A 21,469-nucleotide genomic window follows, 5' to 3' on the forward strand; every position below is an offset into this window, starting at 1 on the left:
TGATCTTGTGATGTATCCTGGTCGCATGACTGCTTCTTCCCCGACGACTACCGCGCCCGCTGCGGAGACGCACGACCATTCCCACGGTTCGGCCCGGTGGGAGCTGTGGTTCGCGATCGCCGCGGGCGTGACCTACGCCGGCGGGATGATCGCCGAGTTCGCGTTGGGGCTGCCGATGGTCGGGTGGCCGTTGGTGTTCTTCCTCGCCACCTACTTCTTCGGTGGGTTCTTCACGTTCCGCACCGCGATCGCCTCGACGATGCGAGGGAAGTTCGAGGTCGACTTCCTCATGCTGGTGGCCGCGATCGGCGCCGCCCTCATCGGCCGGTGGGCGGAAGGGGCGGTGCTGCTGTTCCTGTTCAGCCTCGGCCACGCGCTCGAGGAATACGCCCTCAGCCGTGCCAGCAAGTCCATCGAGTCCCTGGCCGAGCTCGCTCCCCGCAGCGCCCTGGTGCGCCGCGGCGGGGACGAGCCGGTGGAGGTGCCGGTGGAGGAGATCGTCGTCGGGGACATCGTCGTCATCCGCCCGAACTCCCGCATTCCCTCAGACGGGTTCGTGATCTCCGGGGTGTCCGCGGTGGATCAGTCCGCGGTCACCGGGGAGTCGATTCCGGTGGAGAAGGAGCCGGTGGCCGACCCGGAGCGGGCGATGCGCACCGTCGACACCCTGCCCGCCGCCAACCGTGTGTTCGCCGGCACCGTGAACGGGTCCGGCGTGCTCGAGGTCGAGGTCACCGCGACCTCCGCGGACTCGACGCTCAGCAAGGTCGTCGAGCTCGTCCGCTCCGCCGACCAGGCCGCCTCCCCCACACAGCAGTTCATCGACCGGTTCCAGCGTTGGTACGTGCCCGCCGTGATCCTCGGGGTCGCCGTCACCCTCCTGATCTCCTGGCTCGCGTTCGCGCAACCGTTCCCCGACGCGTTCTACCTCGCCATGACCGTGCTCGTCGCCGCCAGCCCCTGCGCGCTCGCGATCGCAACCCCGGCCGCGGTGCTGGCAGGGGTCGCCCGTGCTGCGCGTGCCGGGGTGCTCGTCAAGGGCGGCGCCCCGCTCGAGACGCTCGGGCGGGTCAAGGCGATGGCGTTCGACAAGACCGGCACCCTGACCTGGGGTGCCCCCCGGGTGACGTCCGTCACCCCCGCCGCCGACGTGCCCGAGTCCGAGCTGATCCGCACTCTGGTCGCTGTCGAAGCGCTCAGCGATCACCCGCTGGCCGAGGCGATCGTCCGCGACCTCGAGCCCCGCGTCCCCCAGGCCGAGCGCCTCACCGCGACAGACCTGAACGCGGTCGTCGGGCGTGGCGTCACGGCGACGATCGACGGCGAGCGGGTCGACGTCGGCAACCTGCGCATGTTCGACGAGCAGCAACTCGCGCTGACCGGCACGCTCGCCGACGCGTACACGCAGGCGCGGGACTCCGGGCAGACGCTGATGATCATCCGCCGTGGCGACCGGTTCCTCGGCATCGTCGGCGTGATGGATGCGTCCCGCGCGGAGTCCGCCCAGGTGCTCAGCGCGCTCCGGGGCGCGAACGTGGGGCAGCTCGTGATGATCTCCGGCGACAACCAGCGCGTCGCCGACGCGGTCGGCCGGGAAGTCGGCGTCGACACCGCGATCGGCGAACTGCTCCCCGAGGACAAAGTCGCTCAGATCACCCGCCTCGCCGAAACCCACCGACCGATCGCGATGGTCGGCGACGGCGTCAACGACGCCCCCGCGATGGCCCGCGCCGACGTCGGCATCGCGATGGGCGCCGCCGGCTCCACCGTCGCGTTGGAAACCTGCGACATCGCGCTGATGAGCGACGACCTCGGCCGCGTCCCGTTCGCCGTGCGGCTCAGCCGCGCCACCAGCCGCATCATCCGGCAGAACCTCATCGCCAGCCTCGCGATCGTCGCGTTCCTCATCCTCGCCACCTTCCTCGGCCTGAACATCGGCGCGGTCGTACTCATCCACGAAGGCTCCACCCTGATCGTCGTCGGCAACGCACTCCGCCTGCTCAACTTCGAGCGCGGCAAAGAGCACCACGGCATCGACCACGAAGACAGGCCCACCGCTTGAGAGACTCAGCCGGCGCAGGCGACGGCCTCCCTTGCGCGGCTATGTGGCCCAGCAGGATTGCACGGTGCCGGTCGTTGCCTGCGCGACGGTCGGGATGGTCTCCACGAGTGCTCGTGTGATCTCCTCGGACGCGGGGTACTCGATGACCCGCCAACCGACGATGCCGAAGTCCTCATCCAATGCCTGCACCGCGCATGCGAACGACGTCCCAGCGGGTGGCGTGGCTTGGAAGGATACGGTCACGGTGCGCGCATCGACCAGCTCGTATCCGGTCTCGTCGAATCCGACGTCGTCGAGCGAGTTCGAGACAGTCAGCCACGAAAGCCCGGCGACAGACAGGATTGCCGCCGTCGCGACGGTGACCCAGAACACGCGGCGGCGGATGGGCCGCGGTCCCCGACCGTAGCGGTCGGCGAGCTCCTCTTTCGTCGTCACGTAGTGCGCCCTATCTGCGGCTGCGAGCATCGCGGTCGGCGAGCTCGGTGAGGCGTGCGTTGTAGGCCTCGAGCTCGGCTTCGCCGGTGCGGTCGGCGTGCCGGTCTCGCCGCTTGGTCTCGCGGTCGTCGCTGCGACTCCACTGAATCGCGACCGTGATCGCGAGGATCAGGGTGGGGATCTCACCGATCGACCACGCGATACCGCCGCCGGTGTACTGATCCTCGAGCGGTGTGACACCCCAGGTGCGACCCATCGACCTGAACCAGTCGGCGACCATCAGCCCCGACTGCATCATGATGGCGATGCCGAAGAACGCGTGCATCGCCATCACACCGATGAGCAGCAGCAGCCTGCCGGCGTAGGGAAGCCGCCACGGCACCGGGTCGATGCCGATCAGGGAGAGCGCGAACAGGTAGCCGGTGATGAGGAAGTGCGCGATCATCCACTGGTGGCCGAGGTGGTCGTACAGCGACCAGCGGAACAGGTCGGTGTAATAGAACACCCACAGTGAGCCGATGAACAGGGCGGCCGCGACGAACGGGTTCGTCAGGATGCGGGCGACGGGCGAATGCACCGCCCACAGGATCCACTCCCGCCCGCCGCGGGTGCCGTCGTCGCGTTTGCGGATCGCCCGGGCGGCGAGGGTCACCGGGGCGCCGGCGACCAGCAGCACCGGGATCGCCATCGTGAGCAGCATGTGCCCCACCATGTGCATGCTGAACAGGTAGTCCTGGTAGACGTTGACGACGCCGCCGGTGACCCAGACCAGCAGCACCATGCCGGCGACCCACATGATCGTGCGATACACAGGCCACGCGTCGCCGCGCCGGCGCAGCCGCCACACCCCGGCGAGATAGAAGAAGATCGCGAACCCGGCGAGCACCGCCCACAACATGTCCACGTTCCACGCGGTGACCCACCGTTCGATCGTGAGCTCCGGGGGCAGCGGGGCACCGGTGAGGCGTTCTGCCGGCGAGGGGATCTCGGGAAGCGGGGCCGGGTTCGGTGGCGGAGTGCGGGCCAGCGCTGCGGCGGCGCCGCTGGCCACACCCATCAGTGCCAGCTCGAACGCGATGAGCATCCAGAAAGGGCGGGATGCCGCGTCGGAGCTGCGCATCCTGCCGATCAGGCGGGTGCGGTACCACGCCCCGAAGAGGCCGAGGCCGACGAGCGCGACGACCTTGATGCCCAAGATCGCGCCATAGGGCGAGAGCAGATCGGACCACTCCTGCAGGCCGATGGCGGCGCGCACCGTGCCGGACACGGCGACGAGCACGAACGCGGCCAGAGCGATGCTCGAGTAGCGGGCGACGAGATCGGGGATGCGGCGACGGTCGAGGGCTGGACGGACGGCGATGAGCAGCAGGAGCCCGCCGAGCCACACCGCGGCGCCGATGATGTGCAGGATGAGCGCCATCATCGCCTCGTGGTGGAAGGCGTCATCGCCGGAGTGCCCCTGCGTGCCCATCGGCACGAGCGAGGCCACCGCCACCAGGGCGACCAGAAGCGTCCCGACCCAGGACCGCACGGCGAATGTCAGGACGGTGAGGGCGGCGCCGGCGACCGTCGTGATCAGCCATGTCCTGCCGACCTCGAGCTCGACGAGGAACCGGCCGAGCTGGGCACCGAACTGGGGGCCTGCGTCGATGGCCGGGTTGAACACGCTGAGAAGCGTGAGGAACCCGGTCGCGCCCGCGGCCAGGGTGAACAGGGCTGCAGAGATCGACGCGGTATCGAGGGCGACGTCGAACTCGCGCTCACCGGCCCGCAGCGTGAACAAGGCGGTCACGAGCACACCGACCATGCCCGCGGCGGCGAGATTCACGACCAGTTTCGTGACCGGAAGCCCCCAGCGCACAACAGGGCCGGCGTCGCCGAGTGGGATCTGCGCAGCACCCCCACCGAACCACAACGCCCCGACCAAGGCGATGAGTGCGACCCCGCCGAGGATCGCAGGCCCTGCGACCCGCAAGACGCGAGGAGTCATTCCTGTCGCGGTCGGAGTGACCGCTGTCCGCGTTCAGTGGCATCCGCACCCGTGGTGGCGGGAATCGAGAGTATCGGGGTCATGTGCGTGCTTTCGGCTCGGGCAAGAGGGCGGGGCAGGGGCGCGGGGTCATGTGAGCCCGGAGTAGGAGTGGAGGCCCTGGAAGAACATGTTCACGATCGTGAAGTTGAACAGCACCGCGACGAACCCGATGATGGACAGCCAGGCGGAGCGGGTGCCGCGCCAGCCGCGGGTCGCGCGGGCGTGGATGTAGCCGGCGTAGAGCACCCAGATCACGAACGTCCACACCTCCTTGACATCGAAGCCCCAGTAGCGACCCCAGGAGTCGTTGGCCCAGATCGCGCCGGCGATCAGGGTGAACGTCCAGAACACGAACCCCACGATCGCGAACCGGTACGCGAGGGACTCGAGCACGTCGGCGGCGGGCAGAGTGCGCAGAAACCCAAGACCGTCGGCGCGGGCAGTGTCCGAGGATGCTCGGGTGCGGCGCTCCCGGCGGGCCTGCAGGAGCTGGGTGATGGAGATGCCGCAGGCGATCGCGAACAGGGCGGTGGCCAGGGACGCGACGAAGACGTGGATGACCAGCCACACGCTCTTGAGCGGATCCATCAGCGGAACGACCTCGACGTAGAACGAGACCGTCGCGCCACCCAGCAGCAGCACCACCATGCCGATCAGGAACGCACCGAGGAAGCGGAGGTCGTAGCGGCGCAGCACCAGCAGGTAGACGGCCACGATCAAGACCGTGCCGGTCAGCGCGAACTCGTACATGTTCGCCCACGGCACCCGCTCCGCGGCGATGCCGCGCAGGATGGTGCCGGCCAGGTGGAACAGGAACGCGAGGACCGTCAGCGACGTCCCGATCCGCGCCCACAGCAGCCGTTGACGCTGCGCGGGCGGCGTGCGAACACTGTCCACCGACCCACTCTGGGCGTTGTCCGTCTGCTGGCCCGCCCGTGCGGTAGCGCCGGCCAGGACCGGCTCCCGCTGCGGGACGCTGGCGGGGACGGAGCGCCCGGCCAGGTCGATGGTGTACGCGATGAACGCGAGCAGGTAGGTGGCGATCGCCGTCCACACCAGCAGCAGTGAGATGCCGTCGAGGGAGAGCGCGTCGGTTCCGGTCATGGCAGGGTCGTCCTCTTCGTCGTTGCGGTCAGGGGGTGCCCGCGAGCGGGGTGGCGCGGTAGATCCGTGCACATCGGTCAGCCCGCGTTCGCTTCCAGCCAGGCCAGCGAGTCCACGGCCGCGCTCAATGTTCCCGCCGTCAGCAGAGTGCGCCGGCTCACCCCGGCCCGGAATGCGCGGCTCTCCGCGGGCGTGGGCGCGCACCCACACTCCTCCGCCGTCAGGTCACCAGGAAGGGTGAGATCGCTGCCCGTCGCCAGCGTTCGCAGCGACCAGGCCAGTCGACCTCCGGCAGGCCTCATCCGTGGCGGGTTCATGGGTGCCTCCCCGGATCAGTCGAACGATCTGCGGCGGCCGCACGCGTGCGGGCACGGTGGGAGAACCCCGCCGCGGTGAGAGCGCCGGCGGCAGCGAGGACGATGAGAGCGGTGAGCCAGGGACCGAGGATCACCGCCGGGGTGAGTCCGGTGCGCAGCGGGACGGTGGTGATCGACGCGTCAACGGTGTCGACGCCGATGCTGTCGACGGTGGTGCCGTCCGGGGTGATGACCTGGCTGGTGCCCACCGTGGAGACGTTGACGACCGCGCGGCCGGTTTCGATGGCGCGCATCCGGGCGAACGCGAGCTGCTGCAGGTTCTCGTCGGTGCCGCGGAAGTCGGCGTTGTTGGTCTGGAACACGAACACCTCTGCGCCGGCGCGGGCACCGTCCCAGATCACGGCGTCGTAGATCACGTCGAAGCAGATCGCCAACCCCACCCCGACGTCGCCGACCTGCACGAGCGGCGGGTTGCTGCCGGGGGTGTATTCGCGTTGGATCAAGCCCACCAGGTCGGGGACGATCAGCTCGTAGAACCACCGGTCCGGCACGTACTCGCCGAACGGGACCGGGTTGACCTTGTCGTGCCACTGCCGGCCCGTGGGATCCGCGGTCCACAGCAGGGACGTGTTGAAGACATCGTCGCCGCGGGTGGTGGCGGCGTTCATCAGCAACGGCGCCCCGGCCGAGCGCACGACCCGGTCCAACGCCTCGGCGGCGGCGGGATCACTGAGCGGGTCGGCGTCGACGCCGCCCTCCGGCCAGGCCAGCAGATCCATCGGCTGCCCGTACAGCGGCACCGTGGCGGCGGTCTGCGCGGCCAGGACGTCGCCGGGCACCTTGTCGTCGAAGTACCCGGTGGGGCCGTTGCCCTGCACCCATCCCACGCGGAACTCCCCGGCCGGCGCGGTGGGGAACTGCGGCGCAATCACCAGGAGAGCGGCGACGCTCACAGCAGGGTGCAACCCGAGCATGAAGCGGATGCCGCCGGCGCGGATCCACTGCACCACAGAGGCGCACAGAATGACGATCAGCAGGGACAGGCCGGTCACGCTCGTCCACGACACGGCCTCCGCGAGCGGGCCGCCCACCTGGGTCATCCCGAGGCGCGCCCACGGGAACCCGGAGTACGGCCACGCACCCATCACCACCTCACGGGCCGTCCACAGAACCCCGATCAGCGGCGGTACCGCGAGCAGCTGCACGAGGCCGCGGGCCGGATAGCGGGCGGTCCACCGGTAGGCGAGCGCGATCGGCACCGCGCCCGCGCCGAACAGGACCGCTTCCAGCCCGGCGAGGGCAAGCCACGGCACCGGGCCGAGGAACTCCCCCACCCACACCAGATGGGTCGTGTAGAACACGGCGCCGAACACAGTGCCGACCAGCAGCGCCCCGCCGATGCTGCGGCCGATCAGGGCCACCAGGGCGACCGTGACACTCACGAACGTCAACGGCCACCACCCCACCGGTGCGGAGGCGAGATCCAGCAGCAGGCCGGCGGCCGCGGATGCCAGCACCGCCGCCCACACCGGCAGCGACCATGCCGCCACGGTGCGGCGCGGCGTCTCCTGCTCCGGCGCGGCGGCCGGGGCGGGTGTCGGCAAAGGCGTGCGCATCGGTCAGGTGTCTTTCTGGTGGAGTCGGGTGAGGTAGTCGTTGTACGCGTCGAGCTCAGGGTCGCCGTGTGCGTCGGCGCGACGGTCGGCGGCGACCGCTTGGGCGGTGTCGTCGCGGAACCAGCGGTGCATGACGTAGATGAGCATCAGCAAGGTGGGGGCCTCGCCGTAGGACCAGGCCAGCCCGCCGGCGAGGCGCTGGTCTTCGATCGGGTCGATGCCCAGCGCGCTCGTCGGGCCGGCGAACCCGTCGATGAGGGTAGTGGTGGCCATCATCAGGAAGACGCCGAAGAAGGCGTGCAGGGCGGCCTCGGCGAACACGTCCAGGGCGCGGCCGCCGTGGCTCATCCGCACCGGCAGCGGGTCCGACGACAGGATCGGGATGGTGAACAGCATCCCGGCGACCAGGAACCCGACCTCGAGGAGGGTATGGCCGGTGACGGTGGACAGGATCGGATCGGCGAAGTTCGCCAGGTACAGACCGTAAAACGCGGCCAGGTATAGCGGCACCGCCAGCCACGGGCTGAGCAGCCACCGTGCGGTGCGACTGCGTAGCCCGGCGTGCGCGGCGCGGAGCACCAGGAGACCTGGGCCGTGGTGCGGGGTGGCGCGCAGCAGCAGGGTGCCGGGAGAGCCGAGGACCAGCAGCGGCGGGATCGCCATCATCAGGGTGAGCTGCTGGAACATGAACACCGAGAACAGGGCGTACCCGAAGTTCTCCACCGCCAGGCCGGTGACCGCGGCGAGGGCGACGCAGCCGAGCAGGAAGCTGACCGTCCGCCACACCGGCCAGCCGCGGCCGCGGACCCACATCCGGATCGCACCGGCCAGGTAGGCGACCGCGAGGAGTCCCGCGAGGAGCGGTAGCACCGGAGCCGGAAGCGGGGCCGGGGTGAGGAACCCGCCGAGGGTCGGCGGGGCGTCCGGGATCCACACGGTCGTCACGGTGTGTCCTTCGCAGGCTGGTCTACGCCGAGGGCGTGCGCGTGGCGGGTCGCGAACTCGTCGACGGCGCGCGCCAAAGCGGGGTCTTCGCCGCGGGCCAGTCCCGCGTACTCGACGTGCACACCATCCGGGGTGGTGCGGGCTTTCACCCAGAGCCGGCGGCGGGGCACGAACAGGCCGGCGAACAGGCCGAGGGTGGCGAGCACGGAGAACGCGAGCACCCAGCCGCTGCTGGGGTCGCGTTGGATCTGCAGCGACGCGAACCGCTTCACCGGCTCCTCCGCCGTGACCTCCTCCCAGGTGATCGTGCCCCACCCGTTCGGCAGGTCGACGGTGGCGCCGGGGGTGAGCTCAAGGGAGTCGGCGGCGGTGTCGCCGCCGGTGTGCTGGGTGAGCCCGTCGACCTCGAGCGTGTACACCGACCTCGGAGTGCCGTCGTCGATGCCGAGATCCCCGCTGAACACGTTGAGAGTCAGCACCGGATTGACCACGTCCGGGTAGACGGAGGTGAACGCGCCGGAGGGCAACACCCCCTGGGTGGGGTAGAAGAACCCGACCAGCCCGACCTGTTCGGGCAGCCCGTCCGGGATCTTGATGATGCCCAGCGAGGTCATGTTGGAGTCCTGCGGCAGGAACGGCTGCGACTCGCTGTACACCACCTCGCCGGCGGCGTCGCGGATCGTGAGGGTGGGGGCGTAGCCGTTGCCGAGCAGGTAGATGCGATCGCCGTCGACGGTGATCGGGTAGTTCACGATCACGCTCTGCGCCCGATCGTCCTGCCCGGGTTGGCGGATGGTGATGTCGGCGGAGAAGTCTCCGGCCTGGCCTGCGCCGGGGGTGCCGGGCAGCCGGTAGGAGACCTGGAAGTCGTCGAGGGTGAGCGAGTAGGGGGCAAGGCCCGTGCCGTCGACGAAACGGCCGGGGTTGAACGAGGAGTAGTCGCTGAGCGCGTTCACGAACGTGGTGCCCTCCACCACCACCCGCTGCCCGGTATACGCGAACGACCCGCCGATCGCGACCGAGACCAGCACGCCGACGAGGGCGACGTGGAAGATCAGGTTGCCGGTCTCGCGCAGGTAGCCGCGCTCGGCCGACACCGACGCGGCTCCGCGGGCGTCGTATCGCTCCACCCGGTATCCGGCCTTGCGCAGCTGCTCTGCCGCGACGTCGATCGCGTGCGCGGCCGGGTCGGTCCTCCCTTCCTCTCTCGGCAAGGTCAGTTCCCGGTACTCCGAGAGCCGCGACAGCCGGGCCGGGGTGCGAGGGGGGCGGGAGCGGAGCGCCTTGTAGTGGTGCTTGGCGCGCGGGATCACGCAGCCGATCAGGGAGGTGAACAGCAGCAGATAGATCGCGGAGAACCACGGCGACAGGTACACGTCGAACAGGCCGACCGCATCGGCGAGGGGGAACACGTCAGGGTTGTCCCGCTCCCACTGGATGACACCGTTGGGGTCGGCGCTGCGCTGCGGGAACAGGGACCCGGGGACGGCGGCGATCGCGAGGAACAGCAGCAGGACCAATGCGGTGCGCATGCTGGTCAGCTGCCGCCATGCCCACCGCAACCACCCGGTGATGCCCAGCGCCGGCTGGGTGATCTCCGTCGCGGATTCGCTGTCGGCGTGGTCGCCGGGGCGTAGCGGGTCGGCGGTGACGTCGATGCCGGTGTCAGAGCGGGAGGGGGACATTGATCACCACCTGTTGCAGCTGCGACATCAGTGCCGTCCACAGCCCGGTCACCATCAGCAGGCCGAGGGCGATGAGCATGGCCCCGCCGATGATGTTCAGGGCGCGGATGTGGCGGCGCAGGAACGTCACCGATCGGGACGCCCACCCCCATCCGGCCGCGAGGATCAGGAACGGGATGCCCAGGCCCAGCGAGTACGCGAGCCCGAGCAGGCCCGCGCGGGCGGGGTCACCGAGGTTCCACGACATAGAGATGATCGCTGCGAGCGTCGGGCCGATACAGGGGGTCCAGCCGACGCCGAGCGCGAACCCGAGAAGCGGCGCCCCGATCAGCCCGGTCCTACCCTGGGCGCGAGGGCGGAGGGTTCGCTGGGCAATGCCGAAGAAGCCGAGGAACACCAGGCCGAGGGCGATGATGACGACCCCGAAGACGCGAGTGAGCACATTGGCGTATTGCAGCAGCAGGTACCCGAAGGTGCCGCCGAGGATCGTGACGGCGACGAACACCACGGTGAACCCGGCGATGAACAATGTCACGCCCAGCAGCAGCCGCGCGCGCTCCGCCGTCACCGTGCGCCCCCCGTCCAGCGTGGGGGCCGCGGTCGTCGTGGTGGTGCTGCCGAGGTAGCCGAGGTAGCCAGGCACCAGCGGCAGCACGCACGGGGACACGAACGACACCAGCCCGGCGAGGATCGCGACCGGGATCGCGACCCACAGGGCGCCGTCGACGATCACCGCTCCCGGATTCATGAGGTGTCCTCGGCGAGGGTGTCGGCGACCAGGGTGGACAGGATCGACGCGCTGGCCAACTGCCCGATGATCCGCGCCGCGACCCGCCCCTCCTGGTCGATGACCAAGGTGGTGGGGGTGGCCTGGATCGGAGTGACCTGCGCGAACGCGAGCTTGACCCGTCCGTCGTTCACGTCGATCACGCTCGGGTAGGTGACGTTGTTGTCACGGGCGAACGACAGTGCGGTGGCTGGCTGGTCGTAGGTGTTCACCCCGAGGAACGCGACGCCCTGGTCCTGATACTCCTGCCAGACCTCCTCGAGCATCGGGGCTTCGACGATGCACGGCCCGCACGCGGCGTACCAGAAGTTCACCACCAGCACCCCGCCGCGGTAGTCGTCACTGGACACCGTCTCCCCGGTCTCGGTGACGCCCTCGAACACCACCGGCTCCCCGCGGTCGGCATCCGGGATCTCGACGATCTGGAAGTCACCGGCGATGTAGCCCTTCTCGCTTCCGTCCCGGTACTGCTGCGCGAGCGAGTCGCTGGACGTGCACCCGGCCAGCAGCAGCGCCGCGACCAGCGTCATGGCGGCAAGGACGCGGCGGCGGATCATGCGCGCTTGACCTTGATCAGGGCGCCGGCGACCAGGAACACGACCGCGGCGACCGGCTGCGCCGCAGTCCACACCGGGCCGGTGAACGGGAACGGGAACACCGGGTTCCAAATCACGGCGATCACGACGAACACAGGCAACCACCACCACTGCCGCGCCTGGATCGCGAACCACCCCACGATGACCGCGAAGATCGCGGCGACGAACAGCACAACGGTGAACCAGTCCCCGCCCATCAGTACCGGCGCGAGGAACAACACCGCCGCCGCGAGCAGCCCCGGCGCGAACGCGTTGCGCTGGTATACGGACGAGGTCCGCTGCTTCGCCATCATGACCCGCTCACCACGGAGCCCGTCGCAGGCGCCGCGCTGTCCGCGCTGACGCGGGAGCGGCGGTGTCGGGTCCACAGGCTCAGGCCGAGGACGATGACGCCGGCACCGAGGGCGACGTCGGCGAGGTTGCCGATGAACAGGTTCCCGTAGGCGAGGAAGTCGGTGACGTGCCCGACCCCGAACCCAGGGGGGGAGAACAGCCGGTCGATCAGGTTCCCGATCGCGCCCCCGAGGATCAGGCCGATCCCCATCGCCCACCATCCGGTCCGCGCCCGCGCGGCGGCGACGACCAGCAGCACCACGGCACCGACCCCGAGGAGAGTGAGCAGCCCGGTGACCCCGGCTCCGAGGGAGAGGATCGCGCCGGGGTTGAACGCGAGCTGCAGCCCAAGCAGATCCCCCAGCAGCGGGATCCGCTCCTCCTGACTCAACCCTCCCAGTGCGGCCGCCTTCGTCGCCTGGTCGACCAGGACCACCACAGCGGCGGCCAGGCACGCGACCGCGAACCGCCGGGTCTGCTCACGAACCATCAGCGGCTCCTCCTGCGTTCGCGAGGGCCGCTGATAACCCGGTCATCAGACCGGCTATCAGGAAGAGGTTTTTGGTGTCAGAAGTCGAAGAGGTCACCGAGGAACCCTTCCTTCCGCCGACGCCCGGAGCGACCGTGATGATCCCTGTCGCGGTCAGAACGGTGGTCGCCCTCGCGCGGATAGGGGGCGGTGCTGGTTTGCCGGCCGCCGCCGGCAAGGTCGGCGGCGCGGTCGATGATCTTGTCGAGCTCGCCACGGTCCAGCCAGACGCCCCGGCACTGCGGGCAGTAGTCGATCTCGACCCCGGAGCGTTCCGTGATCAGCAGGGCGGTCCCGTCGACCGGACATTTCATGAGGGGTTCTCCTTCTGTTGCTGGTCGTCGGCGGTTCCACCATCCGCGGCGGCCGCGGCCGCGGCTGCTCGGTCGCGGCGACGACGCTCTCTGGCCACCATGAGCACGACCACCAGCGCGCCGCCCAGCACGATTACGCCACTCAGGACCGCAAGGACGGGGAGGAGTTCCCCACCTCCGGATGGCCCGTTGTGAACCTCTCCGGACGTATTGGCGGCAGATGTGGGAGACGGGTCGGGTGTCTGCTCCTCGGTCGCTTCGGGGGTAGGGGCGCTGGTGGGGACGGTGACCGCTTCGACGGTGTACTGGTACTCGTTGCTGATCGGGTGCCCGTCGCTGGACACGACCCGCCACCGCACCGTGTACACGCCCGCCTGACCAGGCGTCACCGCCTGGGTGACCGTGGTCCCGTCGATGACCGGATCCCCCGATGCGATGTTCTGCCCGTCCGGGGCGACCACCTCAATGATCACGGCGCTGAAATCGGTGAGGATCTCGCCGCTGAACGTCAGCGAAATCTCCTCCGGGACCACGCTGACCGTGGATCCGGCTTCCGGGGAGGAGGAGACGATCTCATCGTGCGCGGCTGCGGGCGCCGCGGTGGCGAACAGGAGCCCGGCGGCCAGCAGCAGCGTCGTCAGAGTGGACAGGAGGAGGATGCGTCTCCGTGAGCCGGATCGGTGCGGGTGTTCGTGGTCGGTGACGGTGGTCAAGGCGGTGGTCCTTTCAGGGCCGGTTGATGATGTGCTGGGCGATCGTCGTCGCGTCTTTCCAGACCCCGGCGAGGGTGTCGGAGCCGCGGCCGCCGTACTGCGGCATCCCCGCCACGAACAGCCCGGGCAGGCCGGTCAGGGTGCGCCGCGGCCGGTCGACGCGGGCCGGTTCCGGGAGCCAGTCGTCGCCAGGGGTGTAGCCGGTGGCGAGGATCACCGAGCGGGGGGATGCCTGCGTGCCATCGGCGAAGGTCACCCCGGCGCCGGCCGCGTCCTGCACCGCAGCTGCGATCGTGACCCCGACGCGGCGCAGCTGCTCATAGCTGTCGCCGAAGATCGGCTCGGGGCGACGCTCCCGCGAGAACAGCGGCACCCTCTCCCCCGCCGCGGCGGGATAGCTCATCGCGGGGCGATGCTGCCGCCGGGTTCGCACGGGCAGCGTCACGGTGTGCGACGCGGACAGTTCGCGGGCCAGCTGCACACCGCTGTTCCCGCCGCCCACGATGAGCACGTCGCCGACGGGGATCTGCTTCGGGTACAGGTACTCGCTGCTGTGCAGCACCACCCCGGGCATCGTCAGCAGAGACGCCCACTCCGGAATCCGCGGGTGCGCGGCCGCGCCCGTCGCGCAGATCACGTTGCGGGTCTGCACCTCCCCTGCCGTCGTCGACAGCAGCAGAGTCGAGCCGTTCCCGCGATGCTCCACCCCGGTCGCCTGGATGCCCCAGACCGTCTCCACGCCCAGCCCGGCTTCCACGAAGGTGAGGTAGTCCGCCATCTCGTCCACTCGCGGATGCCGGCGCTGGTCACCCAGCAGCCGCCGCGGAGACAGCGCGCTATGCCGGGCGTCGCTGAGAAGCTCCATCGAATGCCACCGTGAGGACCAGGAACGCTGCCCCGTGCTGGCGGCGTCGATCACCACAAACTCGTGCTGCGGCCGCAGCCCTTCCGCGGCCAGAGCCGCGGCAACCGCGAGCCCAGACTGCCCGGCGCCGACGATGATCGCCCGCCGATGCGTCAAACCCGCCCGCATCACCGGCCACCGTTCACCGCAGCCTGGATGGCGTTCTCGAGGTCGTCCCACTCCTGCAGCTCGAGCAGCTCACCGTCGAGGAAGAACGTCGGCGTGCTGCTCACCCCGAGCGCTTGGCCCTCTTCGAAGTCCAACTCCACCCGCTCCGCCGTAGCCGGGTCCGCCACGGCGGCGTCATAGGCGGCCATGTCCAGACCGATCTCCTCCGCGAAGCCACGGAACAGGTCGGCGCGAGACTCCTGCGCCTCACCCCACTCCGCCTGCGTCTCGAACAACCGGACATACATGTCCTCGAACCGGTCCTGCTGCGCGGCCGCTTCCGCCGCGACCGCCGCGTTCTTCGAATTGAAGTGACCGGGCAGCGGGAAGTAGCGGACCACATACGTGATCTCCCCAGCGAACTGCTCCCGCATATCCTCCACGATCGGGAAGAACGCGCCACACGCCTCGCACTCGAAGTCGAGGAACTCCACCAGGGTGACAGCGCCCTCCCCGCCGTCGTCGAGGACATGCGAGCTCTCCCGCACCACCTGCGGGGATGCGTCACCGCCCCCAGATGAAGGTGGAGCGGACTGGCTCTGATTGACAAGGACATAGATCAACGCGGCGATCACCATCACCACCACAACGGCAATGGTGACGAGCGTCGCCTTCACAGGGGTTTTCATCGGGTACTCCAAACCAAGACACGGCACAGGACAGAACCCGGGCACGCAGCCCGGGACGAAGCGCCACCCGGAAGGGCGGCGTGCCAAATGTCAGGTTCGGGAAAGACCCAACTGCGTCAGCGAGAAGACGATCGGGTGAGCACGGGCGGCCGGCGCCGGAAGCAGCGAAGGCATGCGTGGCCCGTCACCGAGAACCGGAGGCATCCGCCGACGCCACAATCCCCGCAGCACCACCATGAACGTCAGCCCGCACAACACGCCCAACATGCACAGCGCAGCGCCCACCAACGCGTTCGGCCCAGAAGCGACGCCACCAGCGACCGCCTCATGCTCAGCCGGTGCATCAGCCACGGGTCCGACATGCGGGTCCATGAACCCAGAAATCACCAGCGGGACAGGAGTCGAACCGTCCGCCTCTGTGTGACCCGTCGCTGCCAGACCCAGCATCAGCAGCAGCGCCAAACCGACGCTGGTAATGAGCCTCATTATCAACAGCTGCTCATTCAGCGTCGTGGAGCGCGGAGTCCGGGCCGAAGAGACCATCGCCCACAGCCTACCGTGCGCACCTAAACCCATTCGGAGCCCGGTTCACCCGAGCACGGGAGCGCCGGCAGCGCCGGCTGGGTCCGGCGCGGCTAGCCGGTCAACCAGGACGATGACGACGGCAACGGTGGCGAAGGTGGCTTTGATGGGGGTCTTCACAAGGGCCGGTTCCAAGTCGGGCGGTGTTCTGCCACCGCGGGGCGAGGGGTCGGTGGTCAGGCGTGGGCGGGTTCGGGCTGGCGAGCGGGCACCGTGGCGAGTTGCCGTAGCGCAGCGGGGCGACGGGCGGCGCGGACGCCATTGAGGATGACGACGACCTCGGCGATCTCATGCACCAGCACGACGCCGGCGAGCCCGAGGATGCCGAACAGGGCGAGCGGGAACAGCGCGACGATGATCGCCAGAGCCAGACCGATGTTGGCGGTCATGATGCGTCGGCCGCGGCGGGCGTGGGCGAGGGCGCCGGGGATGAGGCGGAGGTCGTGGCCGATGAAGGCGACGTCGGCGGACTCGATCGCCGCCGCGGAGCCTTTCACACCCATCGCGATCCCGACCGTCGCCGTCGCCAGTGCCGGGGCGTCGTTGATGCCGTCGCCGACCATCGCGGTCGGTTGCTGCGTGACGAGCGCCTCAATCGCGGCGGCCTTGTCGGCGGGCAGCTGCTCGGCGCGAACGTCGGTTACGCCCGCCTCGGCGGCGATGGCGTGGGCGGTGCGGGTGTTGTCGCCGGTGAGCATGATGGTCTCAATGCCCTGCGACTGCAGCATCCGGACCGTCTCGGCCGACTCCGGGCGCAGCTCGTCCCGCACGCCGATCAGGCCGGCGATCTGCCCGTCCGCCTCGACCACGACGACGGTCATGCCCTGCGCGGCAATCGCCTCCGCGTTCAACTGCTGGCCGGCGGGATGGAGCCAGCGGACATTGCCGACCCGGATCGCCCGGCCGTCGACGGTCCCGGTGATGCCATGCCCGGCCTCCTCGACCACCTCCGTTGCGGGGCTGGCGACGGGTGCGGCCGCGATGATGGCCGCGGCGAGGGGGTGGGTGCTGGTGGCCTCCACGGCGGCGGCCCAGGCGAGCAGGTCGTCGCGGGTGATACCGGGTGCGGGCTGGACGTCGACGACGGTGGGCTCGTTGCGGGTGAGGGTGCCGGTCTTGTCGAGGGCGACGGCGCGGATCGTGCCGAGCTGCTCGAACGCTTCACCTGACTTGATGACGACGCCGAACTTTGACGCCGCTCCGATCGCGCTGATCACCGTCACGGGCACCGCGATGGCCAGCGCGCACGGGGATGCCGCAACCAGGACGACGAGGGCGCGTTCGATCCAGGTCCACGGGTCGCCGACCAGCAGCCCGAACAGGGCGACCACGGCAGCGGCGATCAGGACGACGGGAACGAGCGGCTTCGCGATCCGGTCGGCGAGGCGTGCCCGGTTGCCCTTGCGGGCGTGGGCCTGCTCCACGAGGGCGACGATCTGGGTGAGGGAGTTGTCGCGGCCGTCCGCAGTTGCCTCGATCCGCAACGTCGCCGCCCCGTTGACCGAACCGGCGGCGACCGGATCGCCGGGGCCGACCTCGACCGGGATCGACTCGCCCGTGATCGCCGACGTGTCCAGGCTCGACCTACCCTCCACGACCACGCCGTCTGTGGCGATGCGATCGCCGGCACCGATGACGAGGATGTCCAGCTCACGCACGTCCGCGGCGGGGATCGTGACGTCGCTGGTTAGGCGGGAGACGCGGACAGTGTCGGGGATGAGGGACAGAAGGGCGCGCAAGCCTTCCTTGGCGCGGTCCATCGCCCGGTCTTCAAGCGCCTCGGCCAGGGAGAACAGGAACGCCAGGGTCGCGGCCTCGCCAACGTGGCCGAGCAGGACCGCGCCGATCACGGCGATGGTCATCAGCAGCCCGACCCCGAGGCGACCGCGGATGAGGCGGCGGATCGCGCCGGGGACGAAGGTGTAGGCGCCGGCGAGCAGCGCCGCCCACTGCAGCACCAGCGCCGGGATGTGCAGACCAGTCCACTCGAACGTGTATCCGGCGAGGAGGAACAGCCCGGACAGCGCGGAGGGAAGCAACGCGAAGTCGCGCCACCAGGGCGGGCGGACCTCCGGCTCCTCGTCCGCCTCGGTGGGGGTGGTGGCGAGGTCGGGGCCGCAGCAGGCATCGCCCGCATCGTGCACCGCGCTTGGCGCCGCGGTCTTGGAGGAGGGTTCCGCGGCGCAGCAGGCGTCACCGGTCGAGAGCGGCCGGGACAGTTCGATGCGCCGGACCGTACCGGGCTTGCGCGGCTCGTTGGGGCCGCAACACTCTTCGCTCACTGCACGCTCTCCTTCGTTGCGGGGGCGGGCGTCTGCTCTAGGAACGTGAGCGCGGCCAGTGCGTCATCGGTGCCGGTAACGGAAAGGCGCAGGTCGGGGTGGGTCGTGTCGATCGCCCAAGTCGCGAACGCGCAGCAGGACTGCTCGGTGCGGACCAGCTCCGTCAGCCGGGCGGTCGCGTCGTCGATCTTTGGGTAGTGGACGGTGATCTGGGCGGCCGTCCTGTCGATGTCGAGGAGGTAGTCGTCGTTGAATTCCTGCCACGCGGCTAGCTGTGCAGCACCAGCGCCGGGCGTCAGCGTGCAGGCCACCGGCAGCAGGTCACGGTCGATGAGGCTCATGCGCAGCACTCGCACTGATCGTCCATGCACGGGGCGCCTGCCAACTACCCGTGGAATATGTCATTTCGGCGTGGAACCTACACCTGTAGGTTCCCGCTCGAGATGGCGGAGGAGGCCGGGATTCCACAGCATTTGGCAGCGGTTTCGGGAGCAGGATTCCACGGCAATTGGCGAGATCCTCAATAGCCCGCCCGTCAACGAGCGGGGCCAGACAGCACTGCTCTCGACCACCCGGTCGGAGTGTCAAGCATCATGTACCCGCACGCCGCGCTTGAATCGTTGGGTGGCGAGAACGATCGAGGCTTGGGGCGGCACCTACTATTCGATCGGTGACAGGGAACGGCCTTGGCCGGTGGGCGCGTATCGCGTCGAGACGGCACGCATACGTCAGCTTCTCGCGCTGTCCGCGAGATGGCACTCCCGTGTCGCCGTTCAGCAGTTCGTGTCAACCGATCGAGACGAACTTCTCCAAGCCGCGATATCCGTCGGCACTGCCTCGGAGTTGATCCTCAAGGCGCTCGTGAGTAGCACGTCTCCCGCGCTGCTGGCCGATCGCGGCGATCGAGACTCGCTGCTCCTGCTCGCGAATGCATCACTAGAGTCCACGAACGCCCTAGCTTTTCGCTCGATCGCGGCGGCGGAGGTACACCGCCTTGCCAAGCACCTGCATCGCGCCTTGCCCATCGACCTGAACGATCTCGCGCCGCTTGCTGCAAGGAACGCTGCCGCTCACCTCGCAATCGTTGACTCGGGGCAGCTTCGGCGCGCCGTGGTCCAGCATTGCCGGATCGTTCAGGCGACGCTCCCCCTACTGGAGCTAGATGACGGGCCGTACTGGGGAGCCTCGATGCGGGCAACGGTGATCAACTTGCTCGATGAGGCAAAGAGCGAAGTCGCCCGTGTCGTGGCGGCTAAGCTTGCCGCCGCCACAACTGCGCTGAACACCCGCGTCCGTGCTCTCCCAGAGGAGGCTCGGGCAGCCTACCTAGCCGCCCTGTCAGGCCGGATGCTCAGCTCAACCGACCACGAAGAGCCGCAGACTTGTCCCGCGTGCGAGCAAAATGGCTGGCTCCTATGCGGCGTCGAACGCGGACCCGTGGAGTATGACAGCGAGAACGGCATGGCGTGGGCCTCGCGCACCGCCTACCCGTTTGCCTTCGAGTGCCCGGTCTGTGGCCTTGAGCTAGAGAACGAGGAGCTCCCCGAGATCCCCGACTTTCCAGATCATGTGGAGCTCGATCCGGACGAGGATCCGATCGAAGCACGCGATTGGGAGCCAGACGAGGACCTCTGGCGAGGCCGATGACCGTAGCCAGCTTCTAACCAACTCGCCGGCGGTCGCGGACTTGGATCTATCGCCGTGGCACCCTTGAGGTGCCAAATGCTCGATCCTCGGTCACCGGTGATGGCGAACCCCGTGGACCGGGCAGAGGTCGCTATCGAACGGGGCCGCCGGATGGGTGGTCAGGTACCCACCGTGGTCGCTGCGCGTGCGATCCAACGCGCGGCCCAGAACCACGATGCGAGTCGCGACTCCCATCGACTCGAATGCTGCGGCAACTGACTGCGCGTGGGACCCCGTTACCCATGTGTCGTCCAGGATGAGGACACGCTGCGCGCCTTCCAAAGACTGTGGGTCGATCTGCCAATGGTCCGGGCGGAGCACGCGACGGGCGTTACGGTCACCGCCTACAGGACCGACGTACAGCGGAGTCGCACGAGGGCGAGCACCCGCGATCATCGACAGGAGATGAACCTCCAGAGGATGCATCTCACTCCGAAGGCCACTCGTGCTCGGCACGTGCGTCACCGCGAAGGGGCGCTCACGCCGCGCGGGAATGATGCAATCGGCGTGCTTGGTGAGCGCCAACCAGAGCAAGACCCGGAGCCGATCGGTCTGCTCCGCTGTCGCCATCGGGTCTTTGTATTGCGTGAGGTCCTGATAGCCCTGGGCGCCCATCGGAGACCAGCTCAGTGGAACGACGCCACGGGCGAGGGAAAGACCACTGCGCGCGTGGCCGTCGCACGGGACGCACAGTTCATAGCCCGGTCCCGATGTCGGCGCGCTGCACACCCGACACAGTCCTGCAATGGGGGCGGGCACGTTGAGGTAGGTGCCGCGGATGCGCCGCTCATATTCGTCGGCGATACGCTCGTCGGTCACACGCTCAGCAATGTGCCGAATGCGAGATCGACGCTCGCCGCGTGCTGGCGCTCCTGGATCCGCTGAATGGCGTCGTACGCGTCCTTGGCGTCCGCAACGACGTCGATGTCGTACGCGCCTTCGATGAGATCTTGGGCCCACTTCGCCGACTCAGCGACGCGACGGGTCATGATCAGCGGTCGGCCATGACGGACGGCGGCAGCAGCCTGCGTCCGGGTACCGGACGTCTCCCCGGCCTGGACGATGACGGTCGCGCTGGCGAAGCCACTCATCACAACGTTGCGCATCGGGAACGTCTTCTTCGAGGCGCTCGCTCCGGGCGCGAACTGCGAGATAAGCAGATGGTGAGCGGCGATCTCGTCCTGCAAGGCGCGGTGCTCGCGAGGATAGTAGACGCCGATTCCCGTGCCGATTACCCCGATCGTCCTACCACCGCGATCGAGCGAGGCCCTCATGGCGGCGACATCCACCCCTCGCGCGAGCCCACTAATGACAGGCACCTCGTTGGCCGCGAGGATCCCCGCGAGGTTACGCGCGAACGCTGCACCATCACCATCGGGCTCCCGAGTACCCACGATCGCGACCGAGGAGGAGTCTCGCTGCTCGATGCCTCCCTGCCAATACAGCACCGGAGGAGCATCATGCACCGCCCGCAGCTGACGCGGGTACTCCTCGGCATAGAGCGTCGCCACGTTGATACCACGCTCCATGTGACGGGAGATCAACTGCGAAGCCTCATCAATCGCCTCGTCGAAGCCCCCCAGAAGCTGGCCTTCAAACCTTGAGTGCAACACCGCTGAGGGGGTGCCGAGTTCAGCGATCTCGGCCCTTGTTCGCGCCCACGAGAATCCGGGGGCGGTCGCCAGCGCCAGCAACGCTAGGTTCTCCTGCTGCCCCTCCATGAAGATAGAGTAACGCCGCCTTCAGACAT

General features: G+C 69.0%; 21 protein-coding genes. 2 read left to right on the forward strand and 19 right to left on the reverse strand.

Features of this window, described 5'->3' with window-relative positions:
* Positions 1-25: 25 nt before the first annotated feature.
* Positions 26-2,062 (forward strand): heavy metal translocating P-type ATPase, encoded by a 2,037-nt coding sequence (locus tag L0965_RS06165; protein ID WP_048809453.1) that lies wholly within the window; start codon positions 26-28, stop codon positions 2,060-2,062.
* A 39-nt stretch (positions 2,063-2,101) separates the two neighbouring features.
* Here L0965_RS06165 and L0965_RS06170 read toward each other — a convergent pair whose 3' ends face one another.
* From L0965_RS06170 to L0965_RS06250, 17 genes are all read right to left on the reverse strand, one after another.
* A complete protein-coding gene (locus tag L0965_RS06170) occupies positions 2,102-2,497 on the reverse strand; it encodes a DUF4307 domain-containing protein (RefSeq protein ID WP_045246023.1) in 396 nt (131 codons plus the stop codon).
* A gap of 10 nt (positions 2,498-2,507) precedes the next feature.
* Positions 2,508-4,487, reverse strand: a complete 1,980-nt coding sequence (locus L0965_RS06175) for a cytochrome c oxidase assembly protein (protein ID WP_101305217.1) — start codon at positions 4,485-4,487, stop codon at positions 2,508-2,510.
* 129 nt (positions 4,488-4,616) lie between these two features.
* Positions 4,617-5,633, reverse strand: a complete 1,017-nt coding sequence (ccsB, locus tag L0965_RS06180; RefSeq protein ID WP_045246027.1) for a c-type cytochrome biogenesis protein CcsB — start codon at positions 5,631-5,633, stop codon at positions 4,617-4,619.
* Between the two features lie 313 nt (positions 5,634-5,946).
* Positions 5,947-7,566, reverse strand: a complete 1,620-nt coding sequence (gene lnt, locus L0965_RS06185; RefSeq protein ID WP_101305216.1) for an apolipoprotein N-acyltransferase — start codon at positions 7,564-7,566, stop codon at positions 5,947-5,949.
* Between the two features lie 3 nt (positions 7,567-7,569).
* Positions 7,570-8,511, reverse strand: coding sequence for a cytochrome c oxidase assembly protein (locus L0965_RS06190; protein WP_045246896.1), 942 nt, complete (start codon positions 8,509-8,511; stop codon positions 7,570-7,572).
* Positions 8,508-10,196, reverse strand: a complete 1,689-nt coding sequence (locus tag L0965_RS06195; RefSeq protein ID WP_045246897.1) for a cytochrome c biogenesis protein ResB — start codon at positions 10,194-10,196, stop codon at positions 8,508-8,510. The genes L0965_RS06190 and L0965_RS06195 overlap by 4 nt, the downstream gene beginning before the upstream one ends.
* Positions 10,177-10,944 carry a cytochrome c biogenesis CcdA family protein gene (locus tag L0965_RS06200; RefSeq protein WP_045246898.1) on the reverse strand — a complete coding sequence of 256 codons (768 nt, stop codon included), beginning with the start codon at positions 10,942-10,944 and terminating at the stop codon, positions 10,177-10,179. Before L0965_RS06200 ends, L0965_RS06195 begins: the two co-directional genes overlap by 20 nt.
* On the reverse strand, positions 10,941-11,540 hold the full coding sequence (locus L0965_RS06205; protein ID WP_045246899.1) for a TlpA disulfide reductase family protein: 600 nt from the start codon (positions 11,538-11,540) through the stop codon (positions 10,941-10,943). Before L0965_RS06205 ends, L0965_RS06200 begins: the two co-directional genes overlap by 4 nt.
* Entirely contained in the window at positions 11,537-11,872 is a 336-nt protein-coding gene (locus L0965_RS06210; protein WP_045246900.1) for a DUF6804 family protein, read from the reverse strand. The genes L0965_RS06205 and L0965_RS06210 overlap by 4 nt, the downstream gene beginning before the upstream one ends.
* Positions 11,869-12,402, reverse strand: a complete 534-nt coding sequence (locus tag L0965_RS06215) for a signal peptidase II (protein WP_045246901.1) — start codon at positions 12,400-12,402, stop codon at positions 11,869-11,871. The genes L0965_RS06210 and L0965_RS06215 overlap by 4 nt, the downstream gene beginning before the upstream one ends.
* Positions 12,403-12,479: 77 nt before the next feature.
* A complete protein-coding gene (locus L0965_RS06220; RefSeq protein WP_045246902.1) occupies positions 12,480-12,755 on the reverse strand; it encodes a zf-TFIIB domain-containing protein in 276 nt (91 codons plus the stop codon).
* The gene (locus tag L0965_RS06225) at positions 12,752-13,468 is read right to left on the reverse strand and encodes a copper resistance CopC family protein (protein WP_048809232.1); all 717 of its coding nucleotides are present in this window, start codon (positions 13,466-13,468) and stop codon (positions 12,752-12,754) included. Before L0965_RS06225 ends, L0965_RS06220 begins: the two co-directional genes overlap by 4 nt.
* A 13-nt stretch (positions 13,469-13,481) precedes the next feature.
* Positions 13,482-14,501 carry an NAD(P)-binding domain-containing protein gene (locus L0965_RS06230; protein WP_101305215.1) on the reverse strand — a complete coding sequence of 340 codons (1,020 nt, stop codon included), beginning with the start codon at positions 14,499-14,501 and terminating at the stop codon, positions 13,482-13,484.
* Positions 14,501-15,169, reverse strand: a complete 669-nt coding sequence (locus L0965_RS06235) for a thioredoxin domain-containing protein (RefSeq protein WP_045246904.1) — start codon at positions 15,167-15,169, stop codon at positions 14,501-14,503. Before L0965_RS06235 ends, L0965_RS06230 begins: the two co-directional genes overlap by 1 nt.
* A 90-nt stretch (positions 15,170-15,259) precedes the next feature.
* A complete protein-coding gene (locus L0965_RS06240; protein ID WP_101305214.1) occupies positions 15,260-15,712 on the reverse strand; it encodes a hypothetical protein in 453 nt (150 codons plus the stop codon).
* A gap of 215 nt (positions 15,713-15,927) precedes the next feature.
* Positions 15,928-18,033 carry a heavy metal translocating P-type ATPase gene (locus L0965_RS06245; RefSeq protein WP_374198329.1) on the reverse strand — a complete coding sequence of 702 codons (2,106 nt, stop codon included), beginning with the start codon at positions 18,031-18,033 and terminating at the stop codon, positions 15,928-15,930.
* Positions 18,030-18,374, reverse strand: coding sequence for a hypothetical protein (locus L0965_RS06250; protein WP_048809235.1), 345 nt, complete (start codon positions 18,372-18,374; stop codon positions 18,030-18,032). The genes L0965_RS06245 and L0965_RS06250 overlap by 4 nt, the downstream gene beginning before the upstream one ends.
* A gap of 283 nt (positions 18,375-18,657) precedes the next feature.
* On the opposite strand from L0965_RS06250, the gene L0965_RS06255 reads away from it, so the two are divergent.
* Positions 18,658-19,680, forward strand: coding sequence for a hypothetical protein (locus L0965_RS06255; protein ID WP_101305212.1), 1,023 nt, complete (start codon positions 18,658-18,660; stop codon positions 19,678-19,680).
* Positions 19,681-19,770: 90 nt separating this feature from the next.
* Here L0965_RS06255 and L0965_RS06260 read toward each other — a convergent pair whose 3' ends face one another.
* Positions 19,771-20,538: a hypothetical protein gene (locus L0965_RS06260; RefSeq protein WP_157831537.1), complete on the reverse strand. Its 768-nt coding sequence runs from the start codon at positions 20,536-20,538 to the stop codon at positions 19,771-19,773.
* Complete coding sequence (locus tag L0965_RS06265) at positions 20,535-21,440, reverse strand: DNA-processing protein DprA (RefSeq protein WP_101305210.1); 906 nt, start codon at positions 21,438-21,440, stop codon at positions 20,535-20,537. The genes L0965_RS06260 and L0965_RS06265 overlap by 4 nt, the downstream gene beginning before the upstream one ends.
* Positions 21,441-21,469: the final 29 nt, after the last annotated feature.

It is taken from the genome of Microbacterium sp. NFH-22A-Y (assembly GCF_021401375.1).
Taxonomy (GTDB): domain Bacteria; phylum Actinomycetota; class Actinomycetes; order Actinomycetales; family Microbacteriaceae; genus Microbacterium; species Microbacterium hominis.